General features: G+C 62.3%; 11 protein-coding genes and 1 pseudogene. 6 read left to right on the plus strand and 6 right to left on the minus strand.

Annotated elements, in window-relative coordinates; genetic code table 11:
• Positions 1-130 precede the first annotated feature (130 nt).
• The 3 genes from M5B99_RS00130 to bglX all read right to left on the minus strand — a co-directional run bounded on the left by M5B99_RS00130 (position 131) and on the right by bglX (position 5,672).
• Entirely contained in the window at positions 131-1,462 is a 1,332-nt protein-coding gene (locus M5B99_RS00130; protein ID WP_248802082.1) for a sigma-54-dependent transcriptional regulator, read from the minus strand.
• Entirely contained in the window at positions 1,459-3,222 is a 1,764-nt protein-coding gene (locus M5B99_RS00135; protein WP_248802083.1) for a sensor histidine kinase, read from the minus strand. The genes M5B99_RS00130 and M5B99_RS00135 overlap by 4 nt, the downstream gene beginning before the upstream one ends.
• Positions 3,223-3,380: 158 nt before the next feature.
• Entirely contained in the window at positions 3,381-5,672 is a 2,292-nt protein-coding gene (gene bglX, locus M5B99_RS00140; RefSeq protein ID WP_248802084.1) for a beta-glucosidase BglX, read from the minus strand.
• A 244-nt stretch (positions 5,673-5,916) separates the two neighbouring features.
• On the opposite strand from bglX, the gene M5B99_RS00145 reads away from it, so the two are divergent.
• The 4 genes from M5B99_RS00145 to M5B99_RS00160 all read left to right on the plus strand — a co-directional run bounded on the left by M5B99_RS00145 (position 5,917) and on the right by M5B99_RS00160 (position 9,287).
• Positions 5,917-6,528 carry a LemA family protein gene (locus M5B99_RS00145; RefSeq protein WP_248802085.1) on the plus strand — a complete coding sequence of 204 codons (612 nt, stop codon included), beginning with the start codon at positions 5,917-5,919 and terminating at the stop codon, positions 6,526-6,528.
• 67 nt (positions 6,529-6,595) lie between these two features.
• On the plus strand, positions 6,596-7,294 hold the full coding sequence (locus tag M5B99_RS00150) for a TPM domain-containing protein (RefSeq protein ID WP_248802086.1): 699 nt from the start codon (positions 6,596-6,598) through the stop codon (positions 7,292-7,294).
• Positions 7,295-7,326: 32 nt separating this feature from the next.
• Positions 7,327-7,944 (plus strand): TPM domain-containing protein, encoded by a 618-nt coding sequence (locus tag M5B99_RS00155; protein ID WP_248802087.1) that lies wholly within the window; start codon positions 7,327-7,329, stop codon positions 7,942-7,944.
• Between the two features lie 125 nt (positions 7,945-8,069).
• Positions 8,070-9,287 carry a class I SAM-dependent methyltransferase gene (locus tag M5B99_RS00160; RefSeq protein ID WP_248802088.1) on the plus strand — a complete coding sequence of 406 codons (1,218 nt, stop codon included), beginning with the start codon at positions 8,070-8,072 and terminating at the stop codon, positions 9,285-9,287.
• Here the strand turns inward: M5B99_RS00160 and M5B99_RS00165 are convergent.
• A complete protein-coding gene (locus tag M5B99_RS00165; RefSeq protein ID WP_248802089.1) occupies positions 9,275-10,186 on the minus strand; it encodes a DMT family transporter in 912 nt (303 codons plus the stop codon). The two genes, M5B99_RS00160 and M5B99_RS00165, sit on opposite strands and share 13 nt — an antisense overlap.
• 204 nt (positions 10,187-10,390) lie before the next feature.
• Here M5B99_RS00165 and M5B99_RS00170 point away from each other — a divergent pair, with 204 nt between their 5' ends.
• On the plus strand, positions 10,391-10,972 hold the full coding sequence (locus tag M5B99_RS00170) for a DJ-1/PfpI family protein (RefSeq protein ID WP_177092810.1): 582 nt from the start codon (positions 10,391-10,393) through the stop codon (positions 10,970-10,972).
• A 14-nt stretch (positions 10,973-10,986) separates the two neighbouring features.
• Positions 10,987-11,292, plus strand: coding sequence for a ribbon-helix-helix domain-containing protein (locus tag M5B99_RS00175; protein ID WP_248802090.1), 306 nt, complete (start codon positions 10,987-10,989; stop codon positions 11,290-11,292).
• Between the two features lie 24 nt (positions 11,293-11,316).
• Here the strand turns inward: M5B99_RS00175 and M5B99_RS00180 are convergent.
• Positions 11,317-11,424 (minus strand): annotated as a pseudogene (locus M5B99_RS00180) (iron dicitrate transport regulator FecR); the annotation flags it as partial.
• A 59-nt stretch (positions 11,425-11,483) separates the two neighbouring features.
• Positions 11,484-12,488 (minus strand): DUF4917 family protein, encoded by a 1,005-nt coding sequence (locus M5B99_RS00185; RefSeq protein WP_248802341.1) that lies wholly within the window; start codon positions 12,486-12,488, stop codon positions 11,484-11,486.
• Positions 12,489-12,652 lie beyond the last annotated feature (164 nt).

Below are 12,652 nucleotides of genomic sequence, written 5' to 3' on the forward strand. Positions count from 1 at the left end.
CGAGGTGTCTGTTTTTACGGCTGCTTCGCAGCCGAGCGCGGGCAAGCCCGCTCGCCACAAATTTCGGCCAGGCTTAAGATCGCTCTTAGCTGACTGGCATTAGGGCAAGCCCGTTCTTCACAAGGGGCAGTCACTCGTCCTTGAGGAACATTTCGCGCGCCAGGCCATGGCGCTGCATTTTCTCATTGAAGGTGCGACGCGGCAGTTGCAGCTCTTCAAGTACCGCTTTGACATCGCCCTTGTGCCGGCTCAGGGCCGAACGCAGGCATTGCGCTTCAAAGGCTTCCTGCTGCGCCGCCAGGGATTGGCCCGGATCGATTGCGTCAGGCTCCGGCTCATCCAGGCCGAGTACCGAGCGCTCGGCGGCATTGGCCAACTCTCGCACATTACCCGGCCAGTCATGGCTCAACAGGCGGCTCAACTGCGGTCCGCTCAATGGCGTCGGGGTCCGCCCCATTCGCTCGGCCGCGTGGTAGGCGAAGTGTTCGAACAGCAACGGGATATCTTCGCGTCGTTCGCGCAATGGCGGCAGGCGCAACTGTGCCACCGTCAGCCGGTAGGCCAGGTCTTCGCGAAAACGCCCGGCCCGGGCTTCGTCCAGCAAGTCGGGCTTGGTCGCGGCGACAATGCGCAGATCCACCGTGATGCTCTGGTTCGAACCCAGCCGCTCGAGCTTCTGCTCCTGCAGCACCCGTAGCAGTTTCACTTGCTGGGCCAGCGGCATGCTTTCGATTTCGTCGAGAAACAAGGTGCCACCATCGGCGTATTCCAGCTTGCCGATGCGCTTGCCTTGGGCCCCGGTAAAGGCCCCGCTTTCATGGCCGAACAACTCGGCTTCAAACAAGGCCTCGGGAATCGCCGCACAGTTGAGGGCGACAAATGGCTTGGCGGCCCTCGGTCCGAAGTCATGCAGGCAACGGGCAACCAGTTCCTTGCCGCTGCCGGTTTCACCGCGGATCAGCACATTGACCGGCAGCGCCGCCAGCTCCAGCACCTGCCGGCGTAGGGTTTGCAGGCTGCGGGAAACCCCCAGCAGGCTGCGCTCGAGTCGGGAGCGCTGATCGGCCTGTTCATGCAACTGGCGGTTCTCCAGCACCAGGCGGCGTTTCTCCATGGCCCGGGCGAGGCTGGCAAGCAGGGTCTGCGGGCTGAAGGGTTTTTCCAGGAAGTCATAGGCCCCATCGCGCATGGCTTCCACGGCCATGGGGACGTCACCGTGGCCGGTCAGCAGGATCACCGGCAGGTCGCGGTCGTGTGCTTGCAAACGCGCCAGCAATTCCAGACCGCCCATGCCGGGCATGCGCACGTCGCTGAGGATCACCCCGGGAAAATCATGGGGCAGTTGTGCCAGGCACTCTTCGGCGCGGCTGAAGGTCTGCACCTGGAAGCCCGACAGGCGCAACCATTGCTCGACGGCCGTGCGGATGCTGGCTTCGTCATCGACCACGATCACAGCGTTCATCGAGTGTCCATCTCCGGGGCAATAGGCAAGGTCAGGCTGAAGTGGGCGCCGCCGTGGCGATTGTCGACGCTCAGGCGGCCGTCCAGTTCATGGACGATGGCGTAGGACACCGCCAGACCCAAGCCGAGGCCATCACCCACCGGCTTGGTGGTGAAGAACGGATCGAAGACCTTGCTCAGGTGTTCCTCGGCAATGCCACCGCCGCTATCGCCCACGGTCAGCAGCCACACCGGAGGGCGTGCTTCGATACGGATTTCCAGGCGCTTGAGCGGCTTGTCGTGCATGGCGTCCAGGGCGTTGCGCAACAGGTTGATCAGCACCTGCTCCAGGCGAATGGCATCGCCCCGGACCCAGGCCGGGCGGGTCAGGTGCAGCACCGTGCTGACCGCGTCCTCGCGCAAGCGCGGGTCCAGCAGTTGCAAGGCCTGGTCGACTACCGTGGCCAGGTCGAGAGGCTCGCGCAGGCCGCTGGGGCTTTGTCGGGCGTAGGTTTTCAAGTGCCCGGTGAGGGCCGCCATGCGGGTCAACATCTGCTCCAGCGGCGCGAGAGCCTGGTAGGCGTCGTCGATCCGACCGTGATCGAGCAACAGGCGCAAGCTGGCCAATTGCATGCGCTGGGCGGTCAGCGGCTGGTTGATCTCGTGGGCCAGGGCGGCGGACATCTGCCCCAGCGCTGCGAGCTTGGCCGATTGCACCAGGCCGTCCTGGGCGGTACGCAGGTCGCGGGTGCGTTCCTCGACCAGGCGTTCCAGTTCTTCGCGACTGCGCTGGCGCAGGCGCGCCAGACGCCAGCGTTGGCTGAGGAACAGCAGCAGAAACACCAGGGTCAGCCACAGGCCGGCACCGGCAAGCGCGGCATTGCGTCGTTCCTCGGCGGCCATCTGCGGTTTGCGCAGCAGGTGCAGAGTCCAATCTTCCGGAGGCAGCGGCTGCGATTCCCAGAGGTAGTCGGCACTGCCGTCCGGGCCGTCGACCCGGGTCAGGTAGCTGTTGTCGCCGAACATCCGCAAGGGCCGGTATTCGAGGGGGCTCAGGGACTGTTTGTCATATTGCCGGGTGCTGCCGATTTCGCTGCGATCGTTGTCACGCAACGGGCGCAGCAGGCGATAACGCCAGCCGGGTTGGTTGGCGATAAACACGATGTCGCGGGCATCGCTGACCAGCAGTGTGTCGTTGCCCTTGCTCCACTCACGCTCGAGTTCCGGGAACTCCAGTTTTACCACCATGGCTCCGAGGAATTCACCGTTGTCGCCGGTCACCGCGCTGGCGAGAAAATAGCCGGGAATGCCGCTGGTCACGCCCACGGCATAGAAGTGTCCGCTGCCCTCGACGCGGGTTTGCTTGAAGTAGGGGCGAAAGCCGTAGTTGTGACCGACGTAGCTGCTGGGCTGGTTCCAGTTGCTGGCGGCCACCGACAGGCCATTGCGGTCGAGCAGTTGCAGGGTGGAAGAGCGGGCAGCGCCGTTGATCCGTTCCAGTTTGCGGTTCAGGGTATCCTGTTGTTCCGCATCGACGGGGCCGGCCAGGGCCGCGCGCAATTGCGGGTCGAGGGCGAGCACGGCGGGCAGCGCGCGGTAGCGTTCGATCAGGGTGTGCAGCGAGTTGGCGTAAAGCGTCAGTTGCGTCTTGCCCCGTGAGGCGTCGTCGACCAGGGCCTGTTGTTCGGCGCGATGTACGGCCCAGCCGGCGGCCAGGGCGGTACCGGCGGCAATCAGCAGGGTATAGAACGCCAGACGCAGGAAACGGGGGATCGGCGACATACGGGCAACGACAGGCTGGGGACGGGCGGGAAAGATAGCATGCTGAATCAGGTGGGCGCTGACTTGTGGGAGCGGAGCTTGCCCGCGAAGCGTTTGGCGACCTCAAGGTCCCTTTCGCGGGCAAGCTCCGCTCCCACAGGAGCGGCCAGTGGCAGAATTTACAGCAACTCGAAACTCTGCTGCGTCACATTCTGCGAGTCGAGACCGATCTGCACGTTGAACTTGCCCGGCTCCGAGGCGTACTTCAACTGGGCGTTGTAGAACTTCAGGTCTTCCTCATCGATGCTGAAGTGAAGGACCTTCTGTTCGCCCGCCTTGAGCATCACTTTCTGGAAGTTCTTCAGTTCCTTGATCGGACGGATCATGGAGCCGGCGACTTGCTGGATATACAGCTGCACCACCGTTTCGCCGTCACGCTTGCCGGTGTTCTTGACCGTGATGCTGGCATCGAGCTTGCCGCTCTTGTTCAGCGTGGTCGAAGACAGGGCCATGTCGCTCAGGCTGAAGTCGGTGTAGCTCAGGCCGTAACCGAAGGGGTACAGCGGGGTGTTTTCCTCGTCGAAGTACTGCGAGGTGTAGTTGCCGGGCTTGCCCGGTGTGAACGGCCGGCCGATGGTCAGGTGGTTGTAGTACATCGGCACCTGGCCGACCGAACGCGGAAAGGTGATCGGCAGCTTGCCCGACGGGTTGTAGTCACCGAACAGCACGTCGGCGATGGCGTTGCCGCCTTCGGTGCCGCTGAACCAGGTTTCCAGCACGGCATCGGCCTGGTCCTGCTCATGAGCGATGGTCAGCGGACGGCCGTTCATCAGCACCAGTACCAGGGGCTTGCCGGTGGCCTTGAGGGCCTTGATCAGGTCCCGCTGGCTGGCCGGGATGTTCAGGTCGGTACGGCTCGACGACTCGTGGGACATGCCCCGCGACTCGCCCACGGCGGCGATCACCACATCGGCCTGCTGCGCGGCCTTGACCGCTTCGTCGATCATCTGCTGCGCCGGGCGCGGGTCATCCGTCACTTCCGGGGCATCGAAGTTGAGGAAGTTCAGGTAATCCACGACCTTCTTGTCGGCGGTGATGTTCGAGCCGCGGGCGTAGACCAGTTGACCCTTGTCGCCCAGGGCGCGGCTCATGCCGTCATACAGGGTGACCGACTGCGCCGGCAGGCCGGCGGCGGCCCAACTGCCCATCATGTCGATCGGCGCCTTGGCCAGCGGGCCGACCAGGGCGATCTTCGCTGATTTCTTCAGTGGCAGGGTCTGGCTCTGGTTCTTCAGCAGCACCAGGCTGCGCCGCGCGATATCCCGGGCATCGCTGCGGTGCAGGCGGCTTTCGGCATTGGTGTCGGCCGGATCGTCCTCGGCCTTGCCGATGCGCAGGTACGGGTCCTTGAACAGGCCCATGTCGTACTTGGCGCCAAGCACTTCACGCACGGCATTGTCCAGGTCGCTTTGCGGCACTTCGCCGGACTGGATCAGCCCCGGCAGTTCCTTGCCATACAGCGAGTCGTTCATGCTCATGTCGATGCCGGCCTTGATCGCCAGCTTGGCCGCCTCGCGACCATCCTTGGCGACGCCGTGCTTGAGCAGTTCGAAAATCGCCCCGTGGTCACTCACTGCCAGGCCCTTGAAGCCCCACTCCTTGCGCAGCAGGTCTTGCATCAGCCAGGTGTTGGAGGTAGCGGGTATGCCGTTGATCGAGTTCAGCGCGACCATCACCCCGCCCGCGCCGGCGTCGAGGGCGGCGCGATAAGGTGGCAGGTAGGTCTGGTACATTTTTACCGGGCTCATGTCGACCACGTTGTAGTCGCGACCGCCTTCCACCGCGCCGTAGAGGGCGAAGTGCTTGACGCTGGCCATGATGCTGTCCGGTTCGCTCGGACTCTTGCCCTGGTAGGCGTGGACCATCACCTTGGCAATGCGCGAGACCAGGTAGGTGTCCTCGCCGAAACCTTCGGAGGTCCGGCCCCAACGCGGGTCGCGGGAAATATCGACCATCGGCGCGAAGGTGATATCCAGGCCGTCGGCGCTGGCTTCCTGGGCGGCGATGCGCCCGGAACGACCGATGGCGTCCATGTCCCAGCTGGAGGCCAGGGCCAGGCTGATGGGGAAAATGGTCCGGTGGCCGTGGATCACGTCATAGGCGAAGAACATCGGGATCTTCAGCCGGCTGCGCATGGCCGCGTCCTGCATCGGACGGTTTTCCGGACGGGTGATGGAGTTGAAGGTGCCGCCGATGTGGCCGGCGGCGATTTCCTTGCGGATCAATTCCCGGGGCATCTCCGGGCCGATACTGATCAGACGCAATTGGCCGATCTTTTCCTCGAGGGTCATCTGCTTCATCAACTGGGCGATGAAAGCGTCCTTGTTTTCCAGGGCGGCGGGCTTTGTGTCAGCCACTACCGGGAGACTGGCCAGGCCAATAGCGAGGCCCAGCAAACACAACTTCTTCATGAATGATTATCTCGGAGCCCGGTCCGGCGACCAATCGTTGAGCACTGGCCGGGCTGTTTAGTTATAGGGAGCGACTCTTGTTGTGCTAATAATCCAGCACCGTGATGAACCGTTTTTCGCGCTGGGCATCTTTTAGCTGATTGGCTTCACACATTCCAGTGGCTGTGGCGGATTATGCCCCAGTCCCGGGTGAGAAAAATCCCGGGATTTTTCTCTTTCTAAGGTTTCAAGGAGGGTTTCGAACATGCAGGCACAACAGGGCTTACGTTCGAGTTGCAGATACGCCGTACTGGCATTGCTGGCGACGTTGCTGGCCGGCTGCGGCATCAACAATATTCCCACTTATGACGAGCAGGTGAAGGCCAACTGGGCCCAGGTGCAGAACCAGTACCAGCGTCGCGCGGACCTGATCCCGAACCTGGTGGAAACGGTCAAGGGATATGCCAAACAGGAGCAGGAAACCCTGACCGCGGTGGTCGAGGCGCGGGCCAAGGCCACCTCGATCCAGGTCGATGCCAGCACCCTGGACAATCCCGAGAAGCTCAAGCAATACCAGGACGCCCAGGGCCAGTTGACCGGTGCCCTCAGTCGCTTGATGGTGGTTTCGGAGCGTTACCCGGACCTGAAGTCGAACCAGAACTTCCTGGCCCTGCAGTCCCAACTGGAAGGCACGGAAAACCGCATCAGCGTGGCGCGGCGCGACTTTATCCTCAGTGTGGAAAAGTACAACACCGAGATCCGTACCTTTCCCGGCCGCCTCTGGCATAGCCTGATGTACAGCAACCTGCCGTTGCGCCCGACGTTCGAAGCGACCGCCCAGGACGCTGAGAAAGCGCCGCAGGTGAAGTTCCAGTAACCCGATGGGCGTTGCCGCGCTTGCCCGTGGCAACGCTCGACCCTGCTTCATCACGAACGAGGTAGGCATGCGTATTTTCAAAGGTGCCCTGTGGCTGTTGCTTTGCACGCTGGCGCTGGTGGCCAGGGCCGATTTGCAGTTTCCCGAACTGAGCGGGCGGGTGGTGGACAGCGCCCAGATGATCGACGCGCCGGTGCGCGAGGCCTTGAACCAGCAGTTGCAGGCCCATGAAAAGGCTACCGGCGAGCAGATCGTGGTGGTGACCGTGGCGAACCTGCAAGGCGCGACCATCGAGGATTATGGCTACCAGTTGGGGCGTCACTGGGGGATCGGCCAGAAGGACAAGAACAATGGCGCGCTACTGATCGTGGCCCGGGACGAGCGCAAGGTACGGATTGAAGTCGGTTATGGCCTGGAAGATCGCCTGACCGATGCCCAGTCTTCCCTGATCATCAACCAGTTGATCGTACCGCAGTTCAAGCGCGACCACGTTTCCAGCGGCATCAGTTCCGGTGTCGACGCCATGCTCAAGGTCCTGGGCAGTCCGCTGCTGGAAAAAACCGAACCCGAAGGGGATTTCGGTTCGCGGCACCCGGTATTGATCGGTTTCCTCATGGTTCTCTTCGTGCTGATCTGCGCGATCATGCAATTGATGGGCTTCGGGCCCCGGGGCGGCTCCGGAGGCTTTGGCGGTGGCGGACGTTCCGGCGGCGGTTTCAGTGGCGGCGGCAGTTTCGGTGGCGGCGGCTCATCGGGCAGTTGGTAATCCACACTAATTATTAGAGAGCGTGCACAACCATGGCCTTACTGACTGAGTACGAACAACGCCAGGTCGCCGAGGCGATCACCCGGGTCGAACAGCAAACCGATGCGGAACTGGTGACGGTGCTGGCGCGGCGTGCCGATGACTACGCCTACATCCCGTTGCTGTGGGCCAGCCTGGTGGCGCTGCTGGTGCCGGGGATCATCAATTTGGCCTTCGGCTGGCTGAACAGCCACAGCCTGTTGGCGGTGCAATGGAGCAGTTTTATCGTGTTGTGCCTGGTGTTCCGCATCCCGTCGGTCACCAGCCGGCTGATTCCGCGTTCGGTGCGGCACTGGCGGGCGTCGGGCCTGGCGCGGCGGCAGTTTCTCGAACAAAGCCTGCATCACACCGTCGACAGTACCGGTGTGCTGATTTTTGTCTGCGAGGCCGAGCGCTATGTTGAAATCCTGGTGGACAAGGGCATTTCCCGGCGACTCGACAACAGCGCCTGGGAGCCCATCGTCAAGGCTTTCACCGAACGGGTCAAACAAGGGCAGACCTTGCAGGGCTTTGTCACCTGCATCGAGTCCTGCGGCGAACTGCTCAAGGTCCATGTGCCGGTGACCCAGGCGCGTAACCAGTTGCCCAACCGCTTGGTGCTGTTGGGCTGAGGCCCGCGGTTCGGGCGCGGTATCCGGACGAATGACGAAATAAGCCCGTGCCCTGGCGTTCCATCCCGCCTAAAATGCCCGGCATTCCCCTTATCCAGATCCCGCACGCCCGAGGCGCTTTTTCCATGTCAGCTACTGCCACTCCCGCCCAGCCCGCGCCGGACCACCACGGACAATTTCTCGACCTGCTGGACACCAGCCTGAGCCAGAACGCCTTTATCAAGCTGGTGTTGGCCAAGTACGTGGGTGATGAAGCGGACCTGCAACGGCTGATTATCAAGCAGGTGACGGTCAAGGAGCAGGCGTGCCTGTCCTTTGTCTATCGCTACAAGACCCGTGATATCACCAAGAACTTCGCCCTTGCCGAAGGCCAGGCGATCATCGCCGGGCTGCTGCCGGCGTCCTTCAAGAATGCCCACCTGCTGTCGCTCACCGACGAAGTGCAGCTGGAGTACAGCAAGAAGGGCAAGAGCACGCTGTTCAAGGGCAAGGCCCAGCAGGCGCGGGAAGTGCCGTCCGTCGAGCACAATCGCGAGAAGACCCGCTACCTGGAGCTCTGCCGGCCGTTTCTCCGCGACTTGGGGGTGACCAACTCGCAGCACGAACTGATCCCGGCGATGTCGCGCAAGTGGAAGCAGATCAACAAGTTCATCGAAGTGTTTTCCCACGCCCTGAGCCACTCGCCGATCAAGCTCGATCAGCCGGTACGGGTCGCGGATTTCGGTTCGGGCAAGGGCTACCTGACCTTTGCCATCCACGATTACCTGCGCAATACCTTGCAGGTCGAAGGGCAGGTCACCGGGGTCGAGTTGCGCGAGGACATGGTCAAGCTGTGCAACACGGCGGCGGCGCGCCTGGAGCATCCCGGGCTGGTTTTCAAATGCGGCGATGTACGCAGCGTGGCGCCGAGCGAGCTGGAAGTGATGATCGCCTTGCATGCCTGCGACATCGCCACCGACTATGCCATTCACACCGGTATCCGTTCCGGCGCGGCGATCATCATGTGCTCGCCGTGCTGCCACAAGCAGATCCGCCTACAGATCCAGAGCCCGGCGTTGCTCAAGCCGATGCTGCAATACGGTCTGCACCTGGGGCAGCAGGCGGAGATGGTCACCGACAGCTTGCGCGCACTGTTCCTTGAGGCTTGCGGCTACGAGACCAAGGTCTTCGAGTTCATTTCCCTGGAACACACCAACAAGAACAAGATGATCCTCGCGGTCAAGCGCGCCGAACCGCAGGATCCGGCGTTACTGCTGGCGAAAATCGAAGAGCTCAAGGCGTTCTACGCCATCCAGGAGCACTGCCTGGAAACCCTGCTGCGGGCCGATGGCTACTTGAGCTGAACCCCCGCTGGCAAGCTGCCCGGTTGCGCCGGGCGGACGCTGGTCTTGCGCCCGAGCATCACGGTGACAATCACGCCACCAGCAAACAGCCAGGTAATCGGCTCGACGTGTTCGCCGAAGAACAGCGCGGAAAAGGCGATGGTGAAAAAAATCTGCAGCAGCTGGATCTGGCTGACCCGGGCGATACCGCCCAGGGCAAGCCCGGCGTACCAGGCAAAAAAACCGAGAAACTGCGAGAACAACGCCACATAACCGAAGGCCCACCAGGTCTTGGCGGAAATCGCGCCCTGGTGTTGCCAGGCCAGATACAGCACCGGGCCGATCAGGATCGGCACCGACAGCACCAGCGCCCAACAGATCACCTGCCAGCCGCCCATCTCCCGGGCCAGGCGGCCACCTTCGGCATAGCCCAGGCCGCCGACGGCGATGGCGCCGAGCATCAACAGGTCACCGGACTGGATACTCCCGGCACCGCTGATCAGCGCATAACCGAGCACCAGCGCACTGCCCAGAGCCGCGCAGGCCCAGAAGGCCCTCGATGGCCGCTCGTGGGACAGCCAGGCCGCGTACAACGCCACGCACAAGGGTTGCAGGCCGTTGACCAAGGCACCGTGGGAGGCCGGCAGGGTCTGCATGGCCCAGGCCGAGAGCACCGGAAAACCCAGGATTACCCCGAGGATTACCAGTGACAGGCCCTTGACCTGGTTCCGGCTCGGCCACTTTTCCCGGCGCCACAGCAGCAGTGCCGCCGCCGGGACGGCTGCAACCAGGGCGCGCCCGAGGCCGTTGAGCAGCGGGTGGATTTCCTGCACCACGATACGGGTGAAGGGCAGGGTCAGGCTGAAGATCACCACACCCAGCAGGCCGAGCAGCATGCCGGTATTTTCACGGGAGGACATAAACGTTGGCCAGTCATCAGGGAAGCAGGGACTGTCATCTAGCCATAAAGTCCCGACGGCTCGCCCTTACAGCTGGGTAGAGAGTTGTCCATACAGTTTGTCGTGGGCGGCCTGCGTAGTAGCCGGCGATTACCCGCCTGCGTGCCAAGGGTCTACCTTGACTACTCTTGTCTGCCCAAGCGTTTACCCAGAGGAGTTCACCCCATGGCCGCGAAAAAGATTCTGATGCTGGTTGGCGATTACGTCGAAGACTACGAGGTGATGGTGCCATTCCAGGCCCTGTTGATGGTCGGTCACCAGGTGCATGCGGTGTGTCCGGACAAAAGTGCCGGCCAGACTGTCCGCACCGCGATCCATGATTTCGAGGGCGACCAGACCTACAGTGAAAAGCCGGGACATCTGTTTGCCCTGAACTTCGATTTCGCCAAGGTCGATGCCGCCGATTATGATGCACTGCTGATTCCCGGTGGCCGTGCGCCGGAATACCTGCGCCTGAACGACAAGGTCCTGCAACTGGTGCAGGCCTTCGACCGCGCCGGCAAGCCGATTGCCGCCGTCTGCCATGGTGCGCAGTTGCTGGCGGCGGCGGGGGTTCTCGACGGTCGTGAGTGCAGCGCCTATCCTGCCTGCGCCCCGGAAGTGCGGCTGGCCGGTGGTCGTTATATCGACATCGAAGTGACCCAGGCCCATGTCCAGGGCAATCTTGCCACTGCCCCGGCCTGGCCGGCGCACCCCAGCTGGCTGGCGGCGTTCCTCGGGCTGCTGGGTACCAAGATCACGTTGTAAGGGAGGGTTGGGTCATGTGTGAGCTCTACGTCAAGGCCGATCCGATTCTCTACGAATCGCGCTCCCGCTCGCTGCGTATCCGTGGCGTGGTGACCACCTTGCGCCTGGAAAACCAGTTCTGGGACATCCTCGGCGAGATCGCCGCGGCCGACGGCATGACCACCAACCAACTGATCACTCGGCTCTACGAAGAAGTGATGGACTTTCGCGGGGAGGTGCTGAATTTCGCTTCCTTCCTGCGGGTCAGTTGCACCCGCTACCTGAGCCAGCGCCGGGCCCAGGTAGCGGAGCTCAGCGTGGTCCGTTCGAACGCGGGGTAAAAACAGCGCGATCCCGGCAGGCGGCTATCTGCGACTTTCGATCCTGAGCTGACCATCCTCCAGGACCACGGTTTTCACCGGGATCAAGGCCGGCAGGGCATTGAGCAGGGCGTCGATGCTGTTCGCATCGAGTGCGATGTCGATGACGCGGCTCATTCTGGCTGCTTCCTGCTGTTCATCGGGCGGGTATCTCAGGCCTCGGGGGTGACCCGTAATTGCGGGTCACCCAGCGGGTGGCTCTTGGCATCGAAAAAACGCAGCGTCACTTCCCGACCCTCGAACAGCTGGGTGAAGTGGCGCTTCTGATGCTGGATAAACGCCTGGCTGCGCGGGTAGATCGAGATCGCCAGGGTCTTGATCCGCGCATCGCGCAGGGCCTGGACGATGTGCCGGTCCTGCTCGCCCAGGTTGTGACCGAAGATGCACAGGGCCCCCTGATGCCCGGCCAACTGCCCGTAGCCGTACGACAGGTAATCCGAATGACGGATCGCCTTGAGCTTGTCCTGCGCATTCCCCTCGCTGACGAACAACGGCACATCGCCCAGGGTATTGATCGCGAAACTGCCCAACAGGGTGCTTTCCGACGAGGTCAGCTTGCGCGTGCTGCCATCGAGGTTTTTCACCAGGTGCAGACCGCCGTGCAGGTACAGGACGCGGGTAGCGCGGCTGTCGGTGTCGCCCGGGTCGAAGCTCGAATCGTCGCCGCGGAACAGGTCGTCGAACGCTTCGGGCGCCTGCATGATCGACCAGTAGGTGAGCAGGTCGTAATTGGTCGAGTAGAGCGTCTGGTAGCGACTCAACTCGCCATTGATCCGCGCCAGGCTCTCGGCCTGTACGTGCTTCCAGGGGATATGCACCGAGCGTATCGCATGGATCAGCGCTTCCTTGATCGCGAAATAGCGATTGCGCGGCGACGACGAACTGATGGTCAGCGCCGCATTGACCCGAATGGTGTTCTTCAGGGCGCTGAGCACCTGTTCGAAGTTACTGGTTTCCAGGGCCTTGAACACCGCCAGTTCGCTCAGCCCCAGCGGACGGTTGCGGGTGGTCTGGGCCAGTTCGAACAGCGACTCGTAGGCAAACGCCTGCCACATCGCCCGGCTTGCGCCGTTACCGATCAACAGGCCGCTGCAGGGGATTTCGGCACGCAAGGCGCTCCAGTCTTCTAACGCGGTATCAAATGCCTGGAATTCCATCGTCGCCATTCGTCGGTTGCCAAATCTGGGGAGGATCAACGGCGAACTTTAACACGGGCTCTTTAGAGTCATCCCTCATTCTATGAACTACGATTTTTTCACGGGCCGTCTTTTACGGTGATATCGTAGTGATATCTCTTTTGGGTGCTTTTTCCAGTGCAATG

This window comes from Pseudomonas sp. MWU13-2100 (genome assembly GCF_023242365.1).
GTDB lineage: Bacteria > Pseudomonadota > Gammaproteobacteria > Pseudomonadales > Pseudomonadaceae > Aquipseudomonas.